The sequence below is a fragment of the Hyalangium ruber genome, assembly GCF_034259325.1.
Classification (GTDB): Bacteria; Myxococcota; Myxococcia; order Myxococcales; family Myxococcaceae; genus Hyalangium_A; species Hyalangium_A rubrum.
Genome location: NZ_JAXIVS010000001.1, coordinates 412,948 through 437,404 on the forward strand (window position 1 = coordinate 412,948; position 24,457 = coordinate 437,404).

General features: G+C 68.5%; 21 protein-coding genes. 12 read left to right on the forward strand and 9 right to left on the reverse strand.

The annotated features are described in order from the left end of the window. Positions 1–2 precede the first annotated feature (2 nt). Positions 3–698 (forward strand): hypothetical protein, encoded by a 696-nt coding sequence (locus SYV04_RS01760; protein ID WP_321543801.1) that lies wholly within the window; start codon positions 3–5, stop codon positions 696–698. 27 nt (positions 699–725) lie between these two features. Here SYV04_RS01760 and SYV04_RS01765 read toward each other — a convergent pair whose 3' ends face one another. Further along, positions 726–2,153: a serine/threonine-protein kinase gene (locus SYV04_RS01765; protein WP_321543802.1), complete on the reverse strand. Its 1,428-nt coding sequence runs from the start codon at positions 2,151–2,153 to the stop codon at positions 726–728. 247 nt (positions 2,154–2,400) lie between these two features. Between SYV04_RS01765 and SYV04_RS01770 the strand changes: the two genes are divergently transcribed. Beyond that, the gene (locus SYV04_RS01770) at positions 2,401–3,069 is read left to right on the forward strand and encodes a hypothetical protein (RefSeq protein ID WP_321543803.1); all 669 of its coding nucleotides are present in this window, start codon (positions 2,401–2,403) and stop codon (positions 3,067–3,069) included. Between the two features lie 20 nt (positions 3,070–3,089). Here the strand turns inward: SYV04_RS01770 and SYV04_RS01775 are convergent, their stop codons facing one another. After that, a complete protein-coding gene (locus tag SYV04_RS01775) occupies positions 3,090–4,514 on the reverse strand; it encodes a serine/threonine-protein kinase (protein WP_321543804.1) in 1,425 nt (474 codons plus the stop codon). Positions 4,515–4,687: 173 nt separating this feature from the next. Here SYV04_RS01775 and SYV04_RS01780 point away from each other — a divergent pair, with 173 nt between their 5' ends. Continuing rightward, on the forward strand, positions 4,688–6,127 hold the full coding sequence (locus SYV04_RS01780) for a hypothetical protein (RefSeq protein ID WP_321543805.1): 1,440 nt from the start codon (positions 4,688–4,690) through the stop codon (positions 6,125–6,127). Between the two features lie 16 nt (positions 6,128–6,143). On the opposite strand, the gene SYV04_RS01785 is transcribed toward SYV04_RS01780, so the two are convergent. Both SYV04_RS01785 and SYV04_RS01790 read right to left on the reverse strand, forming a co-directional pair. After that, positions 6,144–7,901 carry an ExeM/NucH family extracellular endonuclease gene (locus SYV04_RS01785; protein WP_321543806.1) on the reverse strand — a complete coding sequence of 586 codons (1,758 nt, stop codon included), beginning with the start codon at positions 7,899–7,901 and terminating at the stop codon, positions 6,144–6,146. Positions 7,902–8,040: 139 nt separating this feature from the next. After that, complete coding sequence (locus SYV04_RS01790; RefSeq protein ID WP_321543807.1) at positions 8,041–8,874, reverse strand: class II glutamine amidotransferase; 834 nt, start codon at positions 8,872–8,874, stop codon at positions 8,041–8,043. Positions 8,875–9,101: 227 nt separating this feature from the next. Here SYV04_RS01790 and SYV04_RS01795 point away from each other — a divergent pair, with 227 nt between their 5' ends. Genes SYV04_RS01795 through SYV04_RS01805 form a run of 3 tightly spaced genes read left to right on the forward strand, consistent with a single transcriptional unit; the run spans position 9,102 to position 13,420 of the window. Further along, positions 9,102–10,703, forward strand: a complete 1,602-nt coding sequence (locus SYV04_RS01795) for an Hsp70 family protein (RefSeq protein ID WP_321543808.1) — start codon at positions 9,102–9,104, stop codon at positions 10,701–10,703. Between the two features lie 21 nt (positions 10,704–10,724). Then, positions 10,725–12,641 carry a J domain-containing protein gene (locus SYV04_RS01800; protein ID WP_321543809.1) on the forward strand — a complete coding sequence of 639 codons (1,917 nt, stop codon included), beginning with the start codon at positions 10,725–10,727 and terminating at the stop codon, positions 12,639–12,641. A 32-nt stretch (positions 12,642–12,673) separates the two neighbouring features. Beyond that, complete coding sequence (locus SYV04_RS01805; protein ID WP_321543810.1) at positions 12,674–13,420, forward strand: CvpA family protein; 747 nt, start codon at positions 12,674–12,676, stop codon at positions 13,418–13,420. 16 nt (positions 13,421–13,436) lie between these two features. Here SYV04_RS01805 and clpX read toward each other — a convergent pair whose 3' ends face one another. Next, positions 13,437–14,510 (reverse strand): ATP-dependent Clp protease ATP-binding subunit ClpX, encoded by a 1,074-nt coding sequence (gene clpX / locus SYV04_RS01810; protein ID WP_321543811.1) that lies wholly within the window; start codon positions 14,508–14,510, stop codon positions 13,437–13,439. Between the two features lie 231 nt (positions 14,511–14,741). On the opposite strand from clpX, the gene speA reads away from it, so the two are divergent. Continuing rightward, a complete protein-coding gene (gene speA, locus SYV04_RS01815) occupies positions 14,742–16,763 on the forward strand; it encodes a biosynthetic arginine decarboxylase (RefSeq protein WP_321543812.1) in 2,022 nt (673 codons plus the stop codon). Positions 16,764–16,768: 5 nt separating this feature from the next. Beyond that, on the forward strand, positions 16,769–17,569 hold the full coding sequence (locus SYV04_RS01820) for a hypothetical protein (protein WP_321543813.1): 801 nt from the start codon (positions 16,769–16,771) through the stop codon (positions 17,567–17,569). Positions 17,570–17,574: 5 nt separating this feature from the next. Here SYV04_RS01820 and SYV04_RS01825 read toward each other — a convergent pair whose 3' ends face one another. The 4 genes from SYV04_RS01825 to SYV04_RS01840 form a co-directional block, all read right to left on the reverse strand. Beyond that, positions 17,575–18,096 carry a hypothetical protein gene (locus tag SYV04_RS01825; RefSeq protein ID WP_321543814.1) on the reverse strand — a complete coding sequence of 174 codons (522 nt, stop codon included), beginning with the start codon at positions 18,094–18,096 and terminating at the stop codon, positions 17,575–17,577. Between the two features lie 143 nt (positions 18,097–18,239). Then, positions 18,240–18,686: an OsmC family protein gene (locus SYV04_RS01830; protein WP_321543815.1), complete on the reverse strand. Its 447-nt coding sequence runs from the start codon at positions 18,684–18,686 to the stop codon at positions 18,240–18,242. 24 nt (positions 18,687–18,710) lie between these two features. After that, the gene (locus SYV04_RS01835; RefSeq protein ID WP_321543816.1) at positions 18,711–19,931 is read right to left on the reverse strand and encodes a deoxyhypusine synthase family protein; all 1,221 of its coding nucleotides are present in this window, start codon (positions 19,929–19,931) and stop codon (positions 18,711–18,713) included. A gap of 45 nt (positions 19,932–19,976) precedes the next feature. Continuing rightward, positions 19,977–20,249: a hypothetical protein gene (locus SYV04_RS01840; protein ID WP_321543817.1), complete on the reverse strand. Its 273-nt coding sequence runs from the start codon at positions 20,247–20,249 to the stop codon at positions 19,977–19,979. Positions 20,250–20,406: 157 nt separating this feature from the next. On the opposite strand from SYV04_RS01840, the gene SYV04_RS01845 reads away from it, so the two are divergent. From SYV04_RS01845 to SYV04_RS01860, 4 genes are all read left to right on the forward strand, one after another. Further along, positions 20,407–21,225 (forward strand): PHP domain-containing protein, encoded by an 819-nt coding sequence (locus SYV04_RS01845; RefSeq protein ID WP_321543818.1) that lies wholly within the window; start codon positions 20,407–20,409, stop codon positions 21,223–21,225. 123 nt (positions 21,226–21,348) lie between these two features. Further along, a complete protein-coding gene (locus SYV04_RS01850; protein WP_321543819.1) occupies positions 21,349–22,479 on the forward strand; it encodes a hybrid sensor histidine kinase/response regulator in 1,131 nt (376 codons plus the stop codon). 13 nt (positions 22,480–22,492) lie between these two features. Next, positions 22,493–24,070, forward strand: a complete 1,578-nt coding sequence (locus SYV04_RS01855; RefSeq protein ID WP_321543820.1) for an ATPase domain-containing protein — start codon at positions 22,493–22,495, stop codon at positions 24,068–24,070. Continuing rightward, entirely contained in the window at positions 24,067–24,450 is a 384-nt protein-coding gene (locus SYV04_RS01860; protein ID WP_321543821.1) for a response regulator, read from the forward strand. The genes SYV04_RS01855 and SYV04_RS01860 overlap by 4 nt, the downstream gene beginning before the upstream one ends. Positions 24,451–24,457: the final 7 nt, after the last annotated feature.

Here is a 24,457-nt window from a genome sequence, read left to right on the forward strand (position 1 = left end):
CCATGAAGACACGACGAGCCTTCGCTTGGATCCTCCCGCTCGGCTGCGCCACCCTGTTGGGCGCGTGCGACGTCGAGCAGCCCCTGCCGCAATGCACGATTGGCCGTGGCGAGCACGCCGTGCGCTACACCCTGGTGAGCGGCAGTGGCGCGTGCGCCACCAAGCGCGCCGAGAAGGTGGGAGCGCAGATCTTCCGCACTCCGGGTTCGGGCATTCCGCCCACCCTGGTCCTCAAGCCGTCGCCCCTGGCGGCCAATGAAGGGCGCGACACGGCGAACTCCGTCACGGCCTCGGGAGATTTCACCACCGAGTACCCGGGAGACAACGAGGTGTGCGCGGCCCCCGACTTCTCCGAGGCCCGGCAGCTCGTGGCGCAGGGCGACGGGACGACGAAGGACCTGCGCTACCAGTGGAGCAACGTCCGGGTGCAGGGTTCCGCTGCGATTCCGGGGACGCAGTGGACGGCGGATCTCGTCTACTCGGAGGGTGAGTGCTCCGCGACGTACCAGGCGGTGGGCATGTTCCCGGCGATTCAGTGCGTGCGCACCGTGGGGAACACGGTGGAGCGAGACCCGAGCATCTGCCAGCAGCCACGGCCCGGCCTGTCCATCGACCCGGCCTTCCCGACGTTCTGTGAAGAGACCACGAACCTGTGCGTGCTGGCCGGTGAGCCGCCTTCACTGATTGCCCAGCCGTAGGAGCGCCTCCCAAGACACCAGCCACCCTCACGGGTTATCGGAGGTTGGCTGGCGCGGAGCAGAGAAGATGGGCAGGTAGCAGCTACCGTCCCACTCGTATCCAGCATCACCGCAGGGAGCCTTGGTCGTACCGATTTGTACCCAACACCCTCCATGAAGTTCTACCTCACCGCGAGGATGACACGGCGGGCGTCGCTGTCCCTTGAAGGGTTCCTTGGGCATGTCGAGCGCAATCCCCGCCCGCCCTGGTAACACCGGAGAGTTGAGCGGAAGTGGCGCGGTGAGCACGCCTTCCCCCAGCCCAACGACGCCTCCATCCACCCCGGCGTCCTGCTCCTCCCCTCGTGCCACCTCTCTCGGAAGTTCTTCTTCGAACTCCACGCGCGAGGGTCGGGACGACAGCAGCCAAACACAGATTAGAACTCCGAGCACCGTGGCACCGACAAGCCAGGGAGTCAGTCGCGCGATGGCACGCGCCCACCACGGGCGCGGCCCAGGCTTGGAGGTACGAACCGTGGGTGCCATCGAGGCAGTGGGCAACACCGGAACGTCCTCCTCGGACCCGCCGCCTGCCGCCGCCTCTTCAAAAGCCCGGGCCAGCTCACCCGCCGTGCCGCGCTCCTCTCTTGCCTCAGAGAGCATGCGCAGGATGAGCGCGTCGAGCCTCGGGCTGATGGTGGCCAGCTCGCGCGCAGGCAACAACGGAGGCGGCTGCGGACGCTCGGACTCCATCTCGCACTCCGGGTCGGCTCCCCGAGGAGGATACCGCCCCGTCACCATCCGATAGGCCGTGACCCCTAGCGCGTACACGTCATCCGTCGGCGGATAGATGTAGTGCGCCTCCAGGTCGCGTCGGAACTGGAACTGGAAGCGCAACGCCTGGGGGCTGCGGTACTGCGGCGTACCGGGCGGAACCGTGCCATCCGTGAGCGGCTTGGCCTCCGGGTACCACCCGCATCCAAAGTCGGTGAGGAAGGCGCGGCCCTCGGGGCTCACCAACACGTTGTCGCCCTTCACGTCCCGATGCACACACCCTTGCGCGTGCGTGGCCTCCAGCGCCCGCGCCACCTGCCCCAGCAGTCGCAGTACCTGCCGGGACGTGAACCGCCTCGCGCTGGCCCACTCGTACAGGGACACGCCCTCCACCCAGCCCATAACGAGGTAGGGAAAGAAGTGTCCCTCCTCATCCGTCCACCAACCGCTGTCCTCCAAGGCCGGCACGCCCGGGTGACGGATGCGCGAGAGCAGTTCCACCTCCCGGTGGAAGCGGGGCTCCCGCGGCTGCATGGAGATCTTCAGCGCGGCGGGCGGGCCCTGCTCCTGTCCCAGCCTGACAGCGCGGTAGACGGCGCCATAGGCACCTCGACCGCTCCGCGCCACCACGCGCCAGCGTCCCAACACAGTGTCCTTGGGCAGCGAGGCCGGGCCCAGCCCTGGTGCGTGTACCGATTCCATGAAGCTCCTCACGGAGAGGCCTCTCCCCTCCGCGTGAGCACCCTACTCCACAAGTAAGTCCAGGTCAGCCCGCTCTATTCGGTAGGTCCTCCTCTGGACGAACCCGTCACACCGCAACTCCCTCTACCGGTCATGTCAGCTCAAAAAGATTGCCGCCAAGCTGAAGGACCACCCGATACTTCGCGGCCATTCGAACGCTACCTGCGCAAGGTGTACTGCCGGCCCGAGATGCTCGAGAGGTCCCCCAATGGATTCTGAACCCTCTTCATCCCCGCAGTTCTTCGTCTTGAAAGTGCCTGCTCCAGGAAATTACGACACCGAATTTTCTGACGGCGGTGATCACAACGTCGGAGAGGCGCCGCGGTGTCCGCGATGCAGTGCCGTTCTTGGCATGCTGTCCTGGCTCCCGCCCTATCGCGGTGAGTTGGAATTGCATGGGGAGAGCTTCGGCGACCTCGTCAGGGCTCCAGGCAATGAACTCCTCATGAACGAGCGAATGGCTGAAGCCTTTCAGCGAGAAGGCCTCAAGGGCTTGAGCGGTTTCCACCCCGTGGAAATTGTGCGCGTTCGCAAACGGGGCCAGAGGAACAAGCCTCCTGTGCCACCGAAATACCTCTGCGTCTCGCCTGCGTTCTTGAGCGCGGCGGTGGATGAAACTCGGAGCCGCATCCGGCGTTCAGAGCCCTTCTCATGCACCTACTGTCGTGCCGTCGGCGTGGACGCCATGTATGGCTTTGCTTTGGAGGAAGGGAGCTGGAACGGGGATGACATCTTCCGTCCAAGAGGCTCGACGGGAAGGTTCGTCGTCTCCCAACGCTTCGAGCAGTTCGTGACCCAGCATGGGTTCACCAACATGCAATTGACGCCTACCCAGGAGTTCATTCAGGACTACTCCGCTCCCAATGGTTCGAACTGAACCTCGGACGCCAGCTACCCTCACGGGTTATCGGAGGTTGGCTGGCGCGGCGTCGCGAAGATGGGCAGGTAACAGCGGCCGTCCCACTCGAAGCCCGCATCGCCGCAAGGTGCCTCGGCCTTGCCGTACTGAACCCAGCACCCACCGCGGATCTCCACTTCACCTTCGGGATGACACGGCGGTCGACGCTGTCCCTTGAAGGGTTCCTTGGGAATATCCAGCGCCACACCGGTCCGCGATAGCACCGGCGCGGAGACCTGCACCGGCGCGGTGAGCACGCCTTCCCCCAGCCCGACGACGCCTCCGTCCACCCCGGCGTCCTGCGTCTCCCCTCGTGCTACCTCCCTCGGAAGTTCTTCTTCGAACTCCACGCGCGCGTGGAGGGAAGCCAGCTCCCAAACACAGATCATGCCGCCAACCACCGTGGCCACCGCGAGCCAGGGTACCAGTCGCGCGATGGCACGCGCCCACCACGGGCGCGGCCCAGGCTTGGAAGTGCGAACCGTGGGTGCCATCGAGGGAGTGGGCCCCACCGGAGCGTCCTCCTCGGGCCCAGAGCCCTCCGCCGCCGCCTCAAAAGCCCGGGCCAGCTCGCCCGCCGTGCCGCGCTCCTCTCTTGCCTCGGAGAGCATGCGCAGAATGAGCGCGTCGAGCCCCGGGCTGATGGTGGACAGCTCGCGCGGAGGCAACAACGAAGGCGGCTGCGGACGCTCGGACTCCATCTCGCACTCCGGGTCGGCTCCCCGAGGAGGATACCGCCCCGTTACCATCCGATAGGCCGTGACCCCTAGCGCGTACACGTCATCCGCCGGCGGATAGACGTAGTGCGCCTCCAGGTCGCGTCGGAACTGGAACTGGAAGCGCAGCGCTTGAGGGCTACGGTACTGCGGCGTGCCGGGCGGCACAGTGCCATCCGTAAGCGGCTTGGCCTCCGGATACCACCCGCATCCAAAGTCGGTGAGGAAGGCGCGACCCTCGGGGCTCACCAACACGTTGTCGCCCTTCACGTCCCGATGCACACACCCTTGCGCGTGCGTGGCCTCCAGCGCCCGCGCCACCTGCCCCAGCAGGCGCAGCACCTGGCGAGAGGTGAACCGCCTCGCGCTGGCCCACTCGTACAGGGATACGCCCTCCGCCCACCCCATGACGAGATAGGGATAGAAGTGTCCCTCCTCATCCGTCCACCACCCGCTGTCCTCCAGCGCTGGCACGCCCGGGTGACGGATGCGGGAGAGCAATTCCACCTCCCGGTGGAAGCGGGGCTCCCGCGGCTGCATGGAGATCTTCAGCGCGGCGGGCGGGCCCTGCTCCTGTCCCAGCCTGACAGCGCGGTAGACGGCGCCATAGGCACCTCGACCGCTCCGCGCCACCACGCGCCAGCGTCCCAACACAGTGTCCTTGGGCAGCGAGGCCGGGCCCAGCCCTGGTGCGTGTACCGATTCCATGAAGCTCCTCACGGAGAGGCCTCGCCCCTCCGCGTGAGCACCCTACTCCACAAGTAGGTCCAGGTCAGCCCGCTCTATTCGGTAGGTCCTCCTCTGGACGAACACGACACACCGCAACTCCCCTTCTTGGGTCTCGATAATCCAGGCAGACGTCTCCCTACCTGGACCACCCCATGACCTTCCGAATCCCGCCGGCCGCTACCTCCCGCGTCGCCTCGACTCCCCAGACGGAGCGGGCGCAGACCCCCACTCGGCCCGTGGAGTCCCAGTCCGCCTCGGAGCGGATGAAGGACCGGATGGAGACGTTCAAGACAATCAAGGCGCCGGTGAAGCAGCTGATCGGCGACTTCTCCCTGCCCCAGACGAGCGGCGGCCAGCGCACCACCGAGGATGCACTCTCGGACATGGATGCGCTGCTGCTCGGGCCCGAGACCTCCACCCAGGCCAATGGCGCCACGGTGGTGCGCGACGCGCCGAACGTGCATGACCCGCGCGACACCCGGAACCCGGTGAGCCTCGGTGGGCTCAAGGGCAAGGGGCTGGACATCGATCTCGGCCCCTTCAAGCCCAAGACCGAGAGCCGCAAGGAGGCAGCCGAAGCCCAGCTCGAGGCCAACGCCGCGCTGGAGCAGGAGCACCTGGCGAAGCTGTCCCCCGAGGAGCGCGCCCAGTACGAAGCCGTGAAGGAGGCCTGTCTGGCGGAGGGAGACCCGGTCGCGGCGCTCTCGCTCCAGAAGCTGCTCTTCCAGGGGAAGCTGCCCGGCGAGGAGGCCCTCGTGGGCGGGGGAACGCTGCTCGATCAGTTGGCCGCCGCGGCCGACCCCAACACCCCCATGGTGGAGGGCCTGGATCGTGGCGCCTTCCTCTGCGACCTGGTGCAGGAGATCGCCACCCCGAGCGCCATCAACCAGGGCAGCGTGGGCACCTGCGCGCCCACGACCCTCGCCATCGACCTGGCGATGCGCAACCCCGCCGAGTACGCGCGCATCGCGCTGGGGCTGGCCAGCCCCGAGGGCAAGGTGGAGCTGGCCGGTGGGCAGACGCTGGAGCGCGAGCCGGGCACGGTGATGGATGACGGCAAGGGTCGCTCCAACGTGCAGCGGCTGATGGGCTCGGCCTTCATGGAGATGGCCAACGGCGACCGCAACTACGACAACGCCACCGAGGAGGGGGATGGCGCCTGGTCCAACGACCTGGACGTCCTCTACGAGGCGCTGTGGGGCCGCCCCATGTCGGACAAGCGCCTGCGCACCGATGAGGAGCGCGCCGCCGCCATGGACATCATCGACACCCAGCTGGAGGCCGGCCGCAACGTGCCGGTGGCCCTCTCCTGGGGCGACGGCTACCACAAGGTGCTCGTCACCGGCACCGAGGTGGTCGATGGCCAGGAGTACGTCACGTACATCAACCCCTGGGGCCGCGAGGAGCGCATGCCCCGCGAGGAGTTCGAGTCGCGCCTGGCGGACATCAACTACGACCCGATGGCGCAGCTGAAGCGCATCGCCGAGTCCATCACCGGCAAGAAGTCTCCCCGGGAGACGCCTCCGCCTCCCTTCTCGCAGGGGACCGTGGACGCCGACCAGCTACGGCGGCTCGCGCAGCTGCGCGGCTGACCGAGGCGGGCGCCCTTCACTCCAGGTCGAGCCCGATGATGACCGGATCGTGATCGCTCGACCGAAACGGCGTGGGAGCGAAGCGATCATCGGTCTTGAACTCGGTGTTGTAATCGAGCACCGGCGGCTCATCCGAGTTGATGTGCCACACGGTGATATCGCGCACCTGCGCCGCCAGGCTCGGCGTGGCCAGCGCGTGGTCGAGCTCTCCCGATTGCCCATCGAACACGAAGCTGTAGCGCTGTGCGGCCGGGATTCGCAGGCTCAGGTGATCCAGCCCGCCCTCCCTCAGGGTATCCACCGGATCCTCCTCGGCGTGGGCGTTCAGGTCGCCGATGACGAGCACATCCGGATCATTCGAGCTTCCCTGAAGCTCCCCGATGAACTCGAGGAGCTTCTGAGCCTGCGCGATGCGCTTGAGGTTCCAGCAGCCCTGGCCCTGCTCCACATCCCCACTCGGGGGGCACGAGCCCTTGGACTTGAAGTGGTTGATGACCACGGTGAAGTCGCCGCCGTAGCCGCTGTTCTCCCGGAAGGTCTGCGCGACGGGGAAGCGGTCGAAGATGGGATCCGGAGAGCTGAGGGACTCCCCGACGAGGCTGACCGTCCCCGGCTTGTAGATGAAGGCGACCTTGATCTCGTCGCTCCCGGTTCCCGAGACCGGATCGGGCACCGCAGCATAGACGGCCTGCCCATATGCGACGTTGAGCGCATCCACCAGGTCCAGAATCGCTGTCGTGCCATTGTTCTCCAACTCGATGAGGCCGACGATGTCCGCATCGAGGGCCTTCAGCGCCGCCACGGTCTTCGCCTTCTGGCGCAAGAACTCCTCGGGCGTGTCGGCGCCCCGCGCGCCAAGCGTCGTGAAGTAGTTGAGCACGTTGAAGCTGGCGACCTTCACGCCGCCCGCGATCGGCGCGGGCGCGGCGGTGCGCGGGTTGGAGTTGGAGAAGACTGGCGCGACGGTGGGATGGATGCGGTACTCGCTGAAGTTGAAGGTGAGCACGCCCGTGAGTCCGCTCACCGAATCACCGACGCGGCGAGTGCCCTCCACGCCAGGCTCGGACAGGAACGGAATGGAGCTGGGGTTCTGCCGCGTGCTGCCGTCATCAAGCAGGATGCGCCGCAGGACATTCTCCTCGGGAGTGCCACCCTGTCCGTTGGTGGGGTTGAAGATGCGGCCCCCACTGGAGAGCACCAATTCGCCGAAGCGGCCGAGGTTGAACGTGTCCGTAACCGTGAGCGCCTGCGAGAAGGTGACGAGCATGCCCTCGTACGCCTCGAGGTCCGTCACGGCACTCACGGGCAGCGCCACCGAGGTGGGCGCGAGCGCCGCACCGCTAGAGCAGACGCTGAGCGCGGTGACGGTGTCGAGCTCGGTGAGGGTGCCGCTGCCTGTGCGGAATTCCTTCACGGTGCCGCTCACGCGGACCCGATCGCCCGGCCGCACGTCGATGCTCGACAGGGGGTTGCCCTGGGGCACGAAGACGAAGAGGCCCTCACTCGTGGCGGGGTTGCCGTCCCCCTGCTCATCCTGGAGGAAAAAGCCGCTCTGCAGTTCCGCAGGCTGGAAGTCCCCCACGACGACGCCCTCGGTGGTGAGCAGGCTCCCAGCCAGCGGGCTGGCGGCCCCCGCGCCCTGGATGGCCGAGATGTCCGTAAGGGTCACCCCATCCGGGCAGGAGCCGTCGGCCTGCGCCGCCGAGACCGTCCCAGAGGCCAGCAGCCCGAGCACCAGAGACAGCGCCGAGCTGACGGCCACACGCCGCCTCATGGCGGCTCCCCGCTCCTCCATCCGCATCTTCATCACGCCCCCGATGCCCCTGCCCTTCAGTGCCGTACACTGAGCACGGGCCGTCCTCGGGAGAATTGACGGGCGAACGAGGGGACACCTCCGTGTGCTCGGGCGCTTCTCACACCGCCGACAGGTGCCTCACCTGCAAGTCCTCGCTCACCGCCAGCGTCGTGCCGTGCGGCAGCTCCACCCAGCCCGCCGTCCGCTTCACATGGCTGGCCACCACCACCCCACGGTGGCGCCGGTGGGCGATCAGCATCGGGTGCGTCTCCGGCATCGACGGCGTAACGCCGCACGCCTCGCAGTGATCGGTGCCCTCCAGCCGCGTATAGAAGAGCGGGGCCTCGCCGGAGCGCGTGGCCACCAGGATGTGCCCGTTGGTCGCCACGAAGTTCAGCGTGGAGGTCCGCGCCGCCCCCTCCCGTGCCGCCGCGCGCTCCAGTTCCCTCGCCGTCTCCGCCAGGAGCGCTCCGGCCACCTCCGCCTCCAAGCGTGGGTCCTCCGTACGCCCCTTGTCCCGCAGCAGCTTCAGGAAGTGCGCGAACGCCACCTCGCTGTCCGTTGCCCCCTTCACCTGCCACCGCAGGTGCTCGGGCAGCTCCGAGAGCAGCGAGGCCCGCAGCCGCTCGAACTCATTCAAGGTCCCCTGGTGCGCGAACAGCCAGTTCCTCGACCGGAAGGGCTGCGTGTTCTCCTCCAGCGACATGCCCACCGGCAGCCGCCCCTCATGGAAGATCAGCGCCGCGGACTCGTGCGGTGGGGGCAGCGAGTCCAAGGTCAACCCCGCGTCGCTCGCCAGGCGCCGCAGCAGCACCTCCCCGTCCGCGTAGGTGCCCACCCCCACCGCGTTGGCCCGCGGCTCGCCCTGAAGGGCCACCTGCCCCTTCAGCCGCGTCAGCTCGCACCGCAGCAGGTTCGGATCGGATGAGAGCACCGCCAGGACAACGGACATGGAAGACGACCCCCTGATGAGCCCCGTGGCCCCTCCAATAGATAAGGACGGCTTCCCCCCCCCTCAACCAAGGTTCCCCAGGTCCCTTGCCCCCTCGCTAAGCCCTTGAAATGGCTCGGATTTAGCAGGATAGAAGGTTTGACAGGCCCACGACGAGGTGCGTAACATCCTCGCGCTTTACGGGCTTGAGAGCCCCTGCGCTTCTGCAGGACTTCACCGGAGACGGAATGTCGGACGAGATCGCGATCGGCATCGACCTCGGCACCTCGTATTCATGTGTCGCTGTGGTCCAGGACGGTCAGCCGGTGGTCATCCCCAACGAGTGGGGAGAGATGACCCATGCCTCGTGCGTGTCGTTCCTCGACGACGGCTCGGTGCTGGTGGGCAACGCCGCCAAGAAGAACATCATCGCCGCGCCCGAGGCCACGGTGTACTCGGCCAAGCGGCTCATCGGCCGCTATTTCTTCTCCGACGAGGTGAAGAAGGCCCAGGCGGTGATGCCCTACCGCATCGTCGAGGGCGACAACAACTCGGTGCGCATCGAGGCGCGCGGCCACACCTACTCGCTGCCGGAGATCTCCGCGCTGGTGCTCAAGGAGATGAAGGCGGTGGCCGAGACGTACATGGGCCGCGAGGTGACCAAGGCGGTCATCACCGTGCCCGCGTACTTCAACGACAACCAGCGCCAGGCCACCAAGGACGCCGGCCGCATCGCCGGCATGGAAGTCCTGCGCATCCTCAACGAGCCCACCGCCGCGGCGCTCGCCTACGGCTTCGGGCGCGACGTCAACCAGCGCGTCGTCGTCTATGACCTCGGCGGCGGTACCTTCGATGTCTCCATCCTGGAGATCGGCAAGGACGTGTTCGAGGTGCTCTCCACCGCGGGCGACACGTACCTGGGCGGCGATGACTTCGACGACCGCATCATGACGTGGATGGCCGAGGACTTCCTGGCCAAGACGCGGCTGGATCTGCGCCAGAACAAATACTGCCTGCAGATGCTCAAGGACTCCGCCGAGCGGGCGAAGATCGACGTGGGCCAGTACGGCACCGCGGAGATCCTCTGCCAGGGCATCTGCCAGGACGCCAACGGCAACGTGATGGACCTGCGGATGCAGCTCAACCAGGACCAGTTCAACCGCATGGTGATGGACCTGGTGCAGCGCACCTTCAAGGTGTGCGACGAGGCGCTGCAGAGCGCGCGCCTGACGGCCTCGGACATCGACGCGGTGATTCTGGTGGGTGGCCCCACGCGCCTGCCCATCATCCGCAACTCCGTGCGCCACTACTTCCAGAAGGAGCCCATGGAGGGCGTGGACCCGGACCAGGTGGTGGCCCTCGGGGCCAGCCTGCAGGCGCACGCGCTGCTGGAGGCCGGAGGCGAGACGTTCCTGGTGGACGTCACCCCGCTGTCGCTGCGCATCGGCACGGTGGGCGGCTACACCGAGAAGGTCATCGACAAGAACACGCCGGTGCCCATCGACCGCTCGAAGACGTTCACCACCAGCCGCGACGGCCAGGAGAAGGTGAAGATCCGCGTGTACCAGGGCGAGTCCAACCGCGCCGACGAGTGCGAGATGCTGGGCGAGTTCGAGTTCTCCGGCTTCCGCATCGGCTACCGCGGCGAGGTGAAGATCGAGGTGACGTTCGAGATCGACACCAACGGCATGGTGAACGTGTCCGCGTGCGACGTGGAGACGGGCCAGAAGACGACCACCACCCTCACCCTGTCCTCGGGCATGTCGGAGGCCGACATCCAGCGCTCGATCGACGCCACCCGGCAGATCCAGCTCTCCGGCCACAGCGCCGACCTCCCTTCCGTGGCTTGAGAGGACTAGCAGGCACCGCCGATGTCCCAACCCCCTGATCAGACCGGCAAGCCCCCTGGACCGCCCGTGGCCCCCGCGGCCGCGCGTCCGGGTGCTCCCGCCGCCGCGCCCCGGCCCCCCGCGCCCGGAACGCCCGGCGCGGTGCCGCCGCGTGCCATGCCGCCCGGAGCCGCTGCGCCTCCCGGAGCCCCTCCGCAGCGCCCCGTGCCCGTCGCTCAGCCCATTCCCGCCGTGGGTGCCACGCCACGTGCGCCCTCCGCGCCACCTGTCCCCGCGCCGCGCCCGCCTCCGCCGCCGGGAGTGGCCGCGCCGCGCCAGGTCCCTGGCGCGCCCATCGCCCAACCTCCCCCTGCCCCGGGGCAGGTACCTCCGGGCGCTCGCCCCGGCGTCATTCCCGTGGGCTCCCGCCCCACCGTGGCCGGAGTCCCCGCCGCGATCCCCGCCTCCGAGCGCCCCACCGTTCCCGGCATGCCCCCCATCCCCGCCGCGGCCTATCAGCCCGGTGTCGCGGCCCCCGCGCCGCCTCCCGCCGTCGCCAGCCGGCCGACGATCCAGGGCATCACCCCCATCTCGGTGACGCCGCAGCCGGGCCCCGGCGTCTCGCTGAGCGCGCCCACCCCCAACTCGCCCGCCGCCCCCGCTCACCGGCCCACCATCCCCGGCATCGTCCCGGTGTCCGTCGCCGGAGGGCCGCCGGCCGCGCCGCCTCGGCCCGCGACGCCGCCTCCCGGGGCTCCTGGCACGCCGCCTCCTGGGGCCACGGGCGCTCCGCCTCCTGGAGTCGCCGGCGCTCCGCCCCGCCCGCCGCCCGTGCTCGCCATGGGGCAGCCTCCGCCGCCGCCCGTGCAGGCCATGCCCGCTCAGCAGCGGCCCCTGGTGCGGCCCACGTCCTCCCTGCCGGCGCTGGCCACCACGCCGCCCACCGGGCCCCGCCCTCCCGCTCCGGGAACGCCTCCCAGAGCCCAGCGCCCTGGCGCACCGGGCGTGCCTCCCGCTCCGCCCTCGGTGGCGGCCCAGCGCCCCTCGCGCTCGGGCATCCCCGCCATTCCCTCCGTCCCATCGGCGCCACCGGTGCCTGCCCAGCGCCCCTCGCGCTCGGGCATCCCCGCCATTCCCTCCGTCCCAGTGGCTCCTCCGGGCGTGGCGGCCCCGAGGGTCCCGCTTCAGGGCGTGGCGCCAAGCGTGGCGCCCATGGCGCCTCCGGTCGCGCCCCCACGGCCTCCCGCGGCCGCGATGGCCCCTGGAGTGCCTCCCGTGGCCCCGGCGGTTCCCGGTGGAGCGCGTGTCGCGCCTCCAGCCCAGCGTCCCCCCGCGCCCCCGGCAGCGGCGACCCCGCCTCCTCCACCCGCGGCGGCGAGCCGTGGCACGATGGACGCGACCCAGCTCGCGGAGCTGGAGGCCCGCTGCGCGAAGCTGGACCAGCTCGACTACTTCGAGGTGCTCCAGCTCCCGCGCGAGGCCACGCCGTCGGACATCAAGAAGGCCTTCTACCGCGACAGCCGCGCCTACCACCCCGATCGCTTCTACCAGCTCGAGTCCAAGGCGCTGAAGGATCAGGTGAACGAGCTCTACAAGCGCGTCACCGAGGCCTACTACGTCCTGCGCGACGACACGAAGCGCAAGAAGTACCTGGTGGACATCGCCAGCCCGGAGCGCGCCCAGAAGCTGCGCTTCACCGACGCCTCCGAGGCCGAGACCAAGGCGGCCGTGAAGAAGGAGCAGGAGGAGCAGATCGGCACCCACCCCAAGGGGCGCCAGTTCTACCAGCTCGGTCACGCCGATCTGGAGGCCGGCCGCTGGTCCTCGGCCGAGCGCAACCTGAAGATGGCGATGACGTACGAGCCCTCCAACGCCCGCTACAAGGAGAAGCTCCTCGAGGCTCAGAAGAAGATCAACGAGGAGACCAAGGCCAAGGGCGAGGGCTTCAAGATCAAGTGACACGCAGCGCGCGGTAGGAGGGGGTCCCCGCAGTGGTCATCGATCTCGTCATCCTCGGCCTGGTGCTGTTCTTCGCGGTGGTGGGCGCCATCACCGGGGCGGCCCGGCAGATCGCCCACCTGGTGGGGCTGGCGCTGGCCTACTTCGTGTCGCGGAAGCTGGGCTCGGTGGTAGGCCCGAAGCTCGCCGAATCGCTCGGCACGCCCCAGCTCATCGGGGTGCTGCTCGGCACGGTGCTGCTCTTCATCGTCACGCTGGTGGTGGTGCGCTACGCCGTGGGGGCCCTGCTCCAGCGGTTCATGACTGGCAAGGACCCGAACAACCGGGGACCGGACCAGGTCATCGGCTTTGTGATCGGCGGGGCGAAGGTGGCCATCATCTCCTACGTGCTGCTGAGCGCGATGACGTTCCTGGAGCAGCACGTGGTGGTGGCGGGCAAGCGGGTGGGCGTGTCGCCCAAGGACTCGCGGGCCTTCGGCTTCGCGCGCAACCACAACCTCTTCGAGATGACGCAGTTCGCGCCGATCAAGGACTTCGTCCGGGTGGTGCAGGCCAGCACGGACCCGAACCGGGCCGCGCAGCTGCAGAACGACCCGGCCTACAAGGCGCTGCGGCAGGACCCGCGCTTCCAGCGCGCGCTCAAGGATGACTCGCTCCGCAGGGCGCTCGAGCAGGGCGACAGCCGCGCCCTGCTGCGGAGCGATCTCATCCTCCAGCTCATCCAGGACCCGGCCTTCGCCGCCCGGCTGGGCGCCGCCTCCCGGGCCTCGGACCGCTAGGCCTCCACCCCGTGGCTCAGGCGTGGAGCTGGGCCGCGTCCAGCCCGCGCAGCCGGGCGCGCACGAAGTCGGCGTCCACGCGCAGGTGGCGGCGGCGGCGCTCGGGCGCCTCGAACATCACGTCCGCCATCACGAACTCCAGGATGGAGCGCAGGCCACGGGCCCCCAGCCCCTTCTCCACCGAGAAGCGCACCACCTCGCGCAGCCCCTCCTCCGCGAAGTCCAGCTCGATCTCGTCGTAGGAGAGCAGCTCGCGGAACTCGCGCAGGATGGAGTCCGGCGGCTCGCTCAGCACGCGCAGCAGGTCGTTCTCTCCCAGCGCCTGCAGCTGCACCATCACCGGCAGGCGCCCGAGGAACTCCGCCATCATGCCGAAGTCCACCAGCTGCTTGACGCTGATGCGCCGCTGGACCTTCCGGGCCAGCTCCTCGGCCCCGAAGCCCACCGGCCGGCCGCCGCCCTCGCCGTACTCGTGCAGGTCCGAGAACGTGCCCGCGCAGATGAAGAGGATGTCCTTCGTGTCCACCTGCACGAAGTCGCTCTTGTTCCATGCCTGGGTGACGTTCATGGGCACGAACACCTCGCGCCCCTCCAAGAGCTTGAGCAGCGCCTGCTGCACGCCCTCGCCGCCGATGTCCCGGCTGCCCGCGCCGTTGCGCGCCCCCTGCGAGCGACGGGCGATCTTGTCCACCTCGTCGATGAAGATGATGCCCCGCTGGGTGTCCTCGATGGAGTGGTTGGCCTTGAAGAGCAGGTCCGAGACCATCACCTCCACGTCCTTGCCGTAGTAGCCGGCCTCCGTGTACTCGGTGGCGTCCACCGTGGTGAACGGCACCGAGAGGATCTCCGCCAGGTTCCGGGCGATGTGCGTCTTTCCGCTGCCCGTGGGCCCGATGAGCAGGATGTTCGACTTCTTGATGAGCGACGTGCGGCGCAGGCGCCGGGCCTGGACGCGCTTGAGGTGGTTGTGGGCGGCGATGGCCACCGCCCGCTTGGCCTCTTCCTGGCCGATGACATAGCGATCCAACCGCTCGAAGATCTGCCGTGGCGTGAGCAGCGGCCCGTCTTCCCGGCGTGCGGACGACTCCATGTACCCTCCCCTTCGGTCCACGCATCCTCCTGTGGTCGACAGAAGGGTAGGAATGAACCGACACCGAGCCCACCTATTCGTCCTCGCGAGCCGAGGCCTCGCCTGCCTGGTCGCTCTCCCAACAGTCGACTGTTGAACCTGGGACGCTTTCCTTATAGTTGCGCGCGTTCCCTCGGTTGAACGCGCATCAACCGCACCGTACCCCCCTCTCCTGGAGGCCCCGAGAAGCCGATGGCCATCACCACCCCACCGCAGTCCCGCTGGACCCTCGCCGACGCCCTCGAGACGTACGGCATCCGCAACTGGGGAAACCCCTACTTCGGCATCAACGAGAAGGGCAATGTGTGCGTCCACCCGGAAGGGCCGCAGGGTTCCAGCATGGACCTGAAGGAGCTGGTGGACGAGGTGCGGCGCCGCGGCATCGGCCTGCCCCTGCTGATCCGCTTCACGGACGTGCTGCGCAACCGCGTCATCCACCTCAATGAGGCCTTCAAGAAGGCCATCACCGAGCACAACTACAAGGGCCAGTACCGGGGCGTGTACCCCATCAAGGTGAACCAGCACCGGTACGTGGTGGAGACCATCGTCGAGACGGGCAAGAACTACGACTACGGCCTGGAGGCCGGCAGCAAGCCGGAGCTGCTCGCCGTCATGGCGCTGCAGGACAGCGAGGAAGCGCTCGTCATCTGCAACGGCTACAAGGACGAGGAGTACGTGGAGACGGCGCTGTTCTTCTCCCGCCTGGGCCGCAAGGTCATCCTGGTGGTGGAGAAGCCCAGCGAGCTGCCGCTGATCGCCGAGGTGGCCCGCAAGACGGGCATCGCTCCCCGGCTGGGCGTGCGGGTGAAGCTGTCCACGCGCGGCGCGGGCAAGTGGGAGGCCTCGGGCGGAGACCGCTCCAAGTTCGGGCTCACCTCCTCGGAGCTGATGAACTGCATCGGCTTCATGCGCGAGACGGGGCTGCTGCCCCACTTCGAGCTGCTGCACTTCCACCTGGGAAGCCAGATCTCCAACATCCGCAACGTGAAGAACGCGCTGCGCGAGGTGGGCTGCTTCTACGTCGAGGTGGCCCGCCAGGGCGCGGCGCTGAAGTACCTGGACGTGGGCGGCGGCCTGGGCGTGGACTACGACGGCTCGCAGACCAACTTCACCTCCTCGATGAACTACACCACCGAGGAGTACGCCAACGACGTGGTGTTCGGCGTCATGGAGGCGTGTGACCGCGCGGGCGTGCCGCACCCCACGCTGGTGTCCGAGTCGGGGCGCGCGGTGGTGGCGCACCACGCGGTGCTGGTGGTGGACGTGCTGGGCACCAGCGAGTTCGACCCGGCCCAGGTGCCCGACAAGGTGGACGAGAAGTCTCAGTCCGTGGTGCGCAACCTGGTGAGCACCTTCCGGGACGTGACGAACAAGAACCTGCTGGAGTCCTGGCACGACGCGCAGGACGCCAAGGAGGAGAGCCTCACCCTGTTCTCGCTGGGCCACCTGTCGCTGGAGCAGCGCGTGGCGGCCGAGAACATCTACTGGGCCATCTGCCACAAGATCATGCGGATCGCCCGGGAGCAGGGAGAGATCCCCGAGGAACTCGACTCGCTGGAGAAGCAGCTGTCGGACACGTACTTCTGCAACTTCTCCGTGTTCCAGTCGCTGCCGGACTCGTGGGCCATCGACCAGCTCTTCCCGGTCATCCCCATCCACCGGCACAACGAGAAGCCCACCCGGCGCGCGGTGCTGGCCGACATCACCTGCGACTCGGACGGGAAGATCGAGCACTTCATCGACAAGCGCGAGGTGAAGGACGCCCTCGAGCTGCACCCGCTCAACGACGAGGACTACTACCTGGGCATCTTCCTGGTGGGCGCCTACCAGGAGATCCTCGGGGACCTGCACAACCTGTTCGGCGACACGCACGCCGTGCAGGTGTCGCTGGCGCCCAACGGGGGCTACCTGATCGACCACGTGGTGGAGGGTGACACCGTCACCGAGGTGCTCCACTACGTGAGCTACAACAAGGACGATCTCGTGGCGCGGCTGCGCAAGTTCACCGAGGTGGCGCTGCGCCAGGGCCGCATCAGCCTGGACGAGTCGCGCACGCTGCTGCGCATGTACGAGGAGGGCCTGTCCGGCTACACGTACCTGGAGCGCGACGTGGACGCGAAGTTCGCCGCCGCCAACCCGGGGCAGCTCCGGCTGGTGCCTCCCCACGAGGCGGGCGCGCCCCCGCGCATCACCCCTCCCCCCACGGGGACCTGAGCGCCATGACGCGGCGACACCTGTGCTCCGTCCTGAGTGCCGCCGCGCTGAGCCTCACGGCGTGCGATGGGACTTCCGGTTCGGGCGGTCCCAACTCGGGGCCGCCCACGGAGCCCACGGGCGCCGCGCGCATCCCCGCCTACCTCCAGGCGAGCCCCTACACGCGGCTCGTCATCGAGGTGGACGCCACCGAGGGGTTCGCCCCTCGCACCGCGGTGGAGAGCGCCGTGGTGGCCACCCTGAAGGCGGAGGTGGACAAGCCCCAGGGTGTCGTCGTGACGCGCGACCAGCTGGCGCTGCCGCGCAAGGGCTCCACTTACGAGTGGACCGAGAGCGAGCTCCGACTGCTCGCCGGCAACACGTTCTCCGTGCGTCGCGAGGCGGGCGACATCCGGATGCACGTGCTCTTCCTCGACGGGCAGTACAAGGGCGGCACCGTGCTGGGGCTGGCGTGGGACAGCACGCACCTGGTCGTGTTCAAGGAGACCATCGAGCGCCAGTGCCGCTCCGGGCTCGGCGCCACGCTGGGGGACCGCGTGTGCGAGGCCGTCGAGCAGGGCGTGTGGGTCCACGAGCTGGGCCACCTGCTCGGGCTGGTGAACACCGGGCTGGCCATGACCGCGCCGCACGAGAGCGCCGAGCACCCCGGCCATGACGGCAACGAGCGCTGCGTCATGTTCTGGGCCTTCGACACCTCCTCGTCCCTGGACAAGGTGGCGCGCGAGCTGCTCGGGGGCGAGGCGGTGAGCCTGCAGTTCGATGAGGCCTGCAAGGCCGACCTCGCCTCGGGGCGCCGGGCTCCCTAGGGAGCTCAGTGGACAGTGGCGTGAGAGGTGTCGTCCGGCACCGGAGCGCTGGAGAACGCCGCGTCCGCCGCATGGAGCCGTAGCCGGTCCAGGGCCTTGATGTGCGCCTCCGTCCGGGCAATGAGGGCCGCGAAGTCGAAGCCCGCCAACCGCCGCTCCGTCCGGGACAGGCGCTCCAGCTCGCGCCACAGGCACAGCCGCCCCTGGGACGCGATGCACAGCCCCTCCAGCTCCATCATGCGGCTCAGCGGGGAGTAGCTCACCAGCCGGCCATTGAGCTTCAGCCGCGACGCACGCTCCATGACCCAGGCCGCGCTCTCCTTGAGGATGTCGCGGGACACGCCCAGGCCCCGCGCCACCTGCTCCAGCACCGAGCGATCCTGCTCCAGCTCCATCAGGAACGTCGCCAGGTACTCTCCGACCGGGTTGCCCTGGTTCTCCCTCTCGGCGCGGCGGGCCAGCTCGATGCCCGAGCGCGAGCCGGCCAGATGGTCCTTCAAGTAGATGCCCAGCAGCTTCACGTCCACGGATGGCCTCCCTCACGAGCGAGCGTCACTCACGAGGGTCGGCATTCCCCGGACACGGCGCACGACACCCGGCCCCCGCGCCTGGAGGACAGGCAGGCGGGCGAGGCCAGCGCAACCGCGCCGGCCCTTCGCCCATCGCCGCGTCAGCCCTCGCGGGGCTCGTCCGGATACTGGAAGGTGATGGGCAGCTTCACATCCGGGTGGAGGCTGCGTGCCACCGGGCACTCATGGGCCGCCTGCTCCAGCCGGGTCCGGTGCGCCCGCGACAGGCCCGCGGGCATCTCGATGCGCAGCACCAGCTCGCCGATGCGGCGCGGCGGCGGCGTCATCCGCTTCTCCACGCTGGCCCGGGCCTCGCCAAAGGGCAGCCCCTCGCGCGAGGCCACCAGGGACATGGTGGTGAGCGCGCACGAGGCGATCGCCGCCCCCACCAGGTCCGTGGGGGAGAACGACGCGCCCGTGCCCCCGTTGTCCTTGGGCGCCTCGGTGGCGATGCGCGAGCCAGAGGGCCCGTGCTCGAGCGTGGTCTTGAAGGCGGGGGCCGTGGCGGCGTTCATCACCACGCCGGTGGGCTGAGAGGGCTGGCTCATGGCGGTGCTCCTGTGTGGGTCGCGCTAGCGAACGTAGGCCTCGTGCTTCTCGGCGTCCTCGGGCGACGAGGGCTCCGCGTCCTGGATGCTCCAGTCCAGGGTCTTCATCAGCGACTTGTGGCGCTTCTTCACGTCCGCGTCCAGGAAGCCGATGGCCTCGCCCATCTTGTCCATCAGCCGCATCGGCTTGCGCTTGTTCTTCGGCTCGGACAGCAGCGCGTGCGTGAGCCACGGGAAGACGGCCGTCACGTCGCAGTGGACGTACACCGAGCCCGTCTCCACCGCCTCCACGGACACCTTGCCCCAGGTGTGGCCCTCGCCGGCCGGGCAGCTCGACAGCGCCCCGTTGTCCACCGGGTCCACGCAGAACTGCACGTCGATGTCGAAGCCCGTGGTGGGCACGTTGAGGATCTGGTCCAGGAGCGGCTCGCCCTGCAGCGTGTAGTTCTTGGGCACGCCGCCGCCGAGGATCCAGATGGCCAGCTTCTTCGAGCCGTTGTGGCGGCAGAAGTGCTGCATCGCCGCCATCGAGTACACGTCGTCGTTGATGTCGAGCTCGAACTTGAACTCGGCGCCCAGCAGCCGCTTGAGCTTCACGACGTTGAGGAAGATCGAGCCGTCCTGCACCGCGCCCACCCAGATGGGCACCGCGTGCTTGTAGCAGGTGCTCAGCAGCGAGGGCTGCTTCACCCCAAGCTGCTTCTCAATCCCGTACACAGCCTTGCCCAGCAGGTAGTGGAACTCGGGCGTGGTCATCTTCTTCTGGAACTCGGGGCCGCGGATGATGGCCGAGAAGAGCCGATCCGTGTCCAGCAGCGCCTCCTCCCAGAAGCCGAGATCGTAGATGCGGATGATGCGCGCCAGCCGGTACTGGAGGTCGCCCGCGTTGGGGTTCACCTCGCGGATGGCGTGGCCGATGATGCGGTGGGCGTCGTGGTAGAGGTTGGCGCCCGTGGTGGTGAGCGCGGAGATGACGCCCTTCTCGATGAGGGGAATCAGGCAGCTCTGGTGCAGGCCCGCCGGCGTCATGGCGCCCGAGAGCGTGAGGAAGATGGAGGCGTCCTGCTCGACGGACTTCGTCATCAGCTCGAAGGCGGTGCGCTCCTGGCGACCGACGTAGGCGCTGAAGGCGTGAGCGAGCAGTTCGGCCGGCTTCTCCTTGCCGGTGATGGGACGCGGATCCGCCTTGCGCGCGCCCGAGTAGGCGGCGCGCAGCGACTTCTTGGGGTTCGAGGTCTTGGCCATGGCGCGCGGCTATAGCACTGGCCACGCGCCGTGGGGAGCACTGCCTTAGCGGCGCTTGCCGCGCCCGGGGCGGGCCTCCGGGGGCTGCTCCGGCTCGAAGGAGCCCAGCACACGCTCCCGCACCTGCTCCGGCGACAGGCGCTGGGTGTCCGCGACGACACAGGAGACATATGCCAGCTCCGCCAGCGCCCGCAGCGCCCGCTGGCGTGTCTGCTCGTCGTCGGAGCTGAGCTGCTCGGAGGCGGCGGCCACATAGCTGCTCGCCAGCGACTCGAAGAGATAGACCCGGTTCTCGATGGTGTCGTCCGTCTTGGCCATAGGTGTCCCGGACTCTACGCCCGGCTCGCCCGCCGGGGCGAGACTCCGGAAGTTCACGGTTCAGTGCTGGCCAGTCGATCCGGTGTTGTGCCCGCCGGACAAAGCTTCGGGTAGAAAGGTGGAAGGCAGTCCCCGCACCCCACCCCCGGAGCACGCAGTGATTGATCTCCACTCCCACACCACCGCGAGCGATGGACAGCACCCGCCCGAGGAGCTGCTGGCCATGGCCGCCGCCGCGGGGGTGAAGGTGCTGGCCGTCACGGACCACGACACCGTGGCGGGGCTGGCCGCCGCCCAGCAAGCCGCGCTCGCGCGGGGCCTCGAGCTGGTGCCCGGCATCGAGCTGTCGGCCTTCGTCCTGGGCCGGGAGGCCCACATCCTCGGCCACTTCCTGCGCCCCGAGGACCCGGACATCTCCCGCTTCGCAGACACCCTGCGCACCGAGCGCGAGCAGCGCATGGAGCAGATGGTCGAGAAGATGCGCAAGCTGGGCTTCCCGGTGGGGATGCAGGACGTGTATGCCATCGCCGACAAGGCCCACCTGGGCCGTCCCCACCTGGCGCGCGTGCTGGTGGAGAAGGGCTGGTGCGTGGACACGAAGGAGGCCTTCGACCGGTTCCTCGGGGACGGGCGCCCCGCCTGGGTGGACCGCTTCCGGCTGGACGGAGCGGATGCCATCCAGCTCATCCGCAACGCGGGCGGCACCGCCACCCTCGCCCACCCCGGCACCTCGAAGATGAACCGCATGGAGATTCAAACCCTCGCCCGGGCGGGCCTCTCCGGGCTGGAGGTCAACCACTCGGACCACAACCCCAGCGTGCGGGAGAAGTACCTGGCGCTGGCCAGGGAGTTCGACCTGGTGCCCACCGCCGGCAGCGACTTCCACGGCGAGAAGGTGGCGCCGGGCCGCCACCTGGGCACCGCCTCCATGGCCCCCGAGCTGTTCGAGAAGCTACGCGCGCGGGCCCAGGCGTGACATACCCCCTCTGGCGAGAAGCCAACATTCTCCCCTGGGAATGGCAAACTTCGTGCCTGAGAAGCGACCGGCCGGGATTCCGCTTCCGCATCAGGGTCCCCACTCTTCCTGTCAGGAAGACTTGTGAACGTACTTGGACAAACGGGTGAGCGGCTCCAATCCAAGGCCACCATCCTCAACGTCAACGACCACCCCGCAACCCTCTACCTCGTCAGCCAGACGCTGCGTCTCGCGGGCTACCAGGTGCTGGAGGCCTCCACGGGACGCGAGGGCATGGCCATCGCCGCCGGCAAGCCGGATCTCGTCCTGCTCGACGTTCACCTGCCCGACCTGGACGGTTACGAGGTGTGCCGTCGCCTGCGCGCGCAGGAGGAGACAAGCGGCCTGCTCATCGCCCACCTGTCGGCCGTCTCCGTCCAGCGCGAGGACCGCATCCGCGGCCTGGCCTATGGCGCCGACGCCTATTGGACGACGCCTATCGAGGACGAGGAGTTGCTGGCCAACATCGAGGCGCTGCTGCGGCTGCAGCGCCGGGCCCAGGAGGCCATCCGCGTGCGCGATGACTTCCTCTCCATCGCGGCCCATGAGCTGAAGACTCCGCTCACGGCGCTGCGGCTCAACCTCGAGCGCGCCCTCTACCTCACCGCGCGTGGCACGGGAGACACCCTGCCCAAGGCCACCATCGACAAGGCCCTCAAGCCGGCGGTCCGCCAGCTCGATCGGATGCGGCAGTTGCTCGACGCGCTGCTGGACGTGTCGCGCCTGAGCCGCCAGCGGCTGAACCTGGAAGTCGGCACCGTGGAGCTGATGGATCTGGCGCGGGACGTCGCCCTGCGCCTCGAGCCCCACGCCAGGGCCTCGGGCGTGGAGCTGGTGCTCGAAGCGCCTCGGGAGCCAGTCGTCCTCTTCGGAGACCGCCTGCGGCTGGAGCAGGTGCTCAACAACCTGCTGACCAACGCCATCAAGTACGGCGGCGGCAAGCCCGTGCGGCTGCGCGTCGAGGAGCAGGCGGACATGGCGGCGCTCACCGTGCAGGACCAGGGCATCGGCATCGCTCCGGAGGATCAGGCCCGCATCTTCGGCCGCTTCGAGAGAGCGACCAGTACCCGACAGTCCGACAGCCTGGGGCTGGGTTTGTATATCGCGAAGGAAATCATTACCGCACATGGCGGCTCCATCACCGTCATGAGCGAGCTGGGGCACGGGACAACCTTCCAGGTAAACCTGCCCCTGCGCCGGACCGAGCGGTACTAAGGGAGAGAACTCCGTGGCGAAGGGAAGCGGCGAGGGCGGCAAGGAGCGCAAGAGCGGCCAGGAGCGGCTGATCACCAACGTGCCGCGCCTGGACTTCATCACCAAGGGCGGCCTGCTGAAGGGGGCCTCCTACGCGGTCATTGGCCCTCCCGGCTCGGGCAAGACGGTGCTGGCCAACCAGATCGCCTTCAACCATGTCCACCGCGGCGGCCGGGCGCTCTACGTCACGCTCCTGTCGGAGTCCCACGCGCGGATGCTCGCCAACCTCGAGGAGATGCAGTTCTTCGATGCGAGCGTCATCCCCGACAAGCTGCACTACGTCAGCGGCTACTCCGATCTGGAGCGCGACGGCCTCAAGGGCCTGCTGGACCTGGTGCGGCGCACCGCCCAGCGCCATGAAGCCAGCCTGCTCATCATCGACGGCATGGACGTGGCGAAGGAGTACGCCCGCTCGGATCTGACCTTCAAGCGCTTCCTGCAGGACTTGCAGACGTTCATCAGCATCCTGGGCTGCACCACCATCCTCCTGTCCCCGCACCATGAGGGCGAGGTCCACCCGGAGAACACCGCGGTGGACGGCGTCTTCGAGCTGTCGCTCTGGCTGTCGGGGCCGCGCGCGGTGCGCGAGCTCGTCGCGCTGAAGTTCCGCGGCAGCGACTCGCTGCTGGGCAGGCACGAGGTGGAGATCTCCGACAGGGGCATCGTCATCCACCCGCGCACGGAGGTGCAGTTCGCCAACCCCGAGGCCAAGGGGCGCGAGGATCGCATCCGCATGCCCTTTGGCGTTCCCCGCCTGGATGATTCGCTCCGCGGTGGACTGCTCTCGGGCTCCACCACCATGCTCCTGGGCAGCCCGGGCACCGGCAAGACGCTGCTGGGGCTCCACTTCCTGCTCCAGGGCGCCCGAGAGGGTCAGCCGGGCGTCTACTTCGGCTTCTACGAGACGCCGCCCCGGCTGATGGAGAAGGCCCAGGGCGTGGGCATGGGCGACCTCGAGAAGTACGTGGCCAAGGGCCTCATCGAGATCCAATGGCAGCCCCCGCTGGAGCACAACATGGACTCGCTGGCCGAGCGGCTGCTGGAGCGGCTCCATGAGCGCAAGGTGCAGCGGCTGCGGCTCTTCATCGACGGTGTCTCGGGCTTCCGGTCCGCGGCCGTCTACCCGGACCGCATCGGCCGCTTCTTCTCCGCCCTCTCGCACCAGCTGCGCATGCTGGACGCCACCACGCTCTACTCGGACGAGACGCCCCTGCTCAGCCCGGGTGTGGACGCCCCGCTGCCGGATGCGGCCGCCCACGTGGAGAACATCATCCTGCTGCGCTACGTCGAGCTGCGCTCGCAGCTCTACCGGCTCATCTCCATCATGAAGATGCGAGAGAGCCAGTACGACAGCGGCATCCGCGAGTTCTCCATCACCGACGACGGCATCAACGTCGCCGACACCTTCGAGAGCGCCGAGGCCATCCTCACCGGCCACGCCCGCGTGACGGGGAACAAGGCCGGGGAAAACCTCTCTCCCCCCATGGGCGAAGAGGACAAGAAGAAGAAGAAGTCCAAGAAGGGCGGGTTCCTGCGCCGGAGGCGGTCATGAAGACCGTGCTCGTGGTGGATGACGAGATGGACATCGCCGAGGCGGTGAAGGCCATCCTCGAGGAGGAGCGATACAAGGTCCTCACCTGTCCCAATGGCCGTGAGGCCCTCAAGTCCCTGCGGGAGACCCGGCCGGACCTGGCCATCGTGGACATCATGATGCCGGTGATGAATGGCTACGAGACCATCAAGGCCATTCGCCAGCAGGACACGTTCGCCCGGTTGCCCATCCTCGTCATGAGCGCGATCCCCCCGGCGGTGAAGAGCAAGGACTTCTCCTGGGAGGGCTTCCTCAAGAAGCCCTTCTCCCTCACCGAGCTGCTGGCCAAGGTCCACCAGCTGGCGCCGAAGGACAAGGATCAGGAGGGCCCGGAGCCGTAAGGCCGCG

What these genes read in the sequence shown, in the direction of transcription:
- SYV04_RS01830 (WP_321543815.1), bottom strand. Translation starts at nt 18,686, where the DNA reads ATGAGCCAGCCCTCTCAGCCCACCGGCGTGGTGATGAACGCCGCCACG.
- SYV04_RS01765 (WP_321543802.1), bottom strand. Translation starts at nt 2,153, where the DNA reads ATGGAATCGGTACACGCACCAGGGCTGGGCCCGGCCTCGCTGCCCAAG.
- SYV04_RS01790 (WP_321543807.1), bottom strand. Translation starts at nt 8,874, where the DNA reads ATGTCCGTTGTCCTGGCGGTGCTCTCATCCGATCCGAACCTGCTGCGG.
- SYV04_RS01760 (WP_321543801.1), top strand. Translation starts at nt 3, where the DNA reads ATGAAGACACGACGAGCCTTCGCTTGGATCCTCCCGCTCGGCTGCGCC.
- SYV04_RS01770 (WP_321543803.1), top strand. Translation starts at nt 2,401, where the DNA reads ATGGATTCTGAACCCTCTTCATCCCCGCAGTTCTTCGTCTTGAAAGTG.
- SYV04_RS01860 (WP_321543821.1), top strand. Translation starts at nt 24,067, where the DNA reads ATGAAGACCGTGCTCGTGGTGGATGACGAGATGGACATCGCCGAGGCG.
- clpX (WP_321543811.1), bottom strand. Translation starts at nt 14,510, where the DNA reads ATGGAGTCGTCCGCACGCCGGGAAGACGGGCCGCTGCTCACGCCACGG.
- SYV04_RS01785 (WP_321543806.1), bottom strand. Translation starts at nt 7,901, where the DNA reads ATGAGGCGGCGTGTGGCCGTCAGCTCGGCGCTGTCTCTGGTGCTCGGG.
- SYV04_RS01840 (WP_321543817.1), bottom strand. Translation starts at nt 20,249, where the DNA reads ATGGCCAAGACGGACGACACCATCGAGAACCGGGTCTATCTCTTCGAG.
- SYV04_RS01820 (WP_321543813.1), top strand. Translation starts at nt 16,769, where the DNA reads ATGACGCGGCGACACCTGTGCTCCGTCCTGAGTGCCGCCGCGCTGAGC.
- SYV04_RS01780 (WP_321543805.1), top strand. Translation starts at nt 4,688, where the DNA reads ATGACCTTCCGAATCCCGCCGGCCGCTACCTCCCGCGTCGCCTCGACT.
- SYV04_RS01775 (WP_321543804.1), bottom strand. Translation starts at nt 4,514, where the DNA reads ATGGAATCGGTACACGCACCAGGGCTGGGCCCGGCCTCGCTGCCCAAG.
- SYV04_RS01800 (WP_321543809.1), top strand. Translation starts at nt 10,725, where the DNA reads ATGTCCCAACCCCCTGATCAGACCGGCAAGCCCCCTGGACCGCCCGTG.
- SYV04_RS01835 (WP_321543816.1), bottom strand. Translation starts at nt 19,931, where the DNA reads ATGGCCAAGACCTCGAACCCCAAGAAGTCGCTGCGCGCCGCCTACTCG.
- speA (WP_321543812.1), top strand. Translation starts at nt 14,742, where the DNA reads ATGGCCATCACCACCCCACCGCAGTCCCGCTGGACCCTCGCCGACGCC.
- SYV04_RS01795 (WP_321543808.1), top strand. Translation starts at nt 9,102, where the DNA reads ATGTCGGACGAGATCGCGATCGGCATCGACCTCGGCACCTCGTATTCA.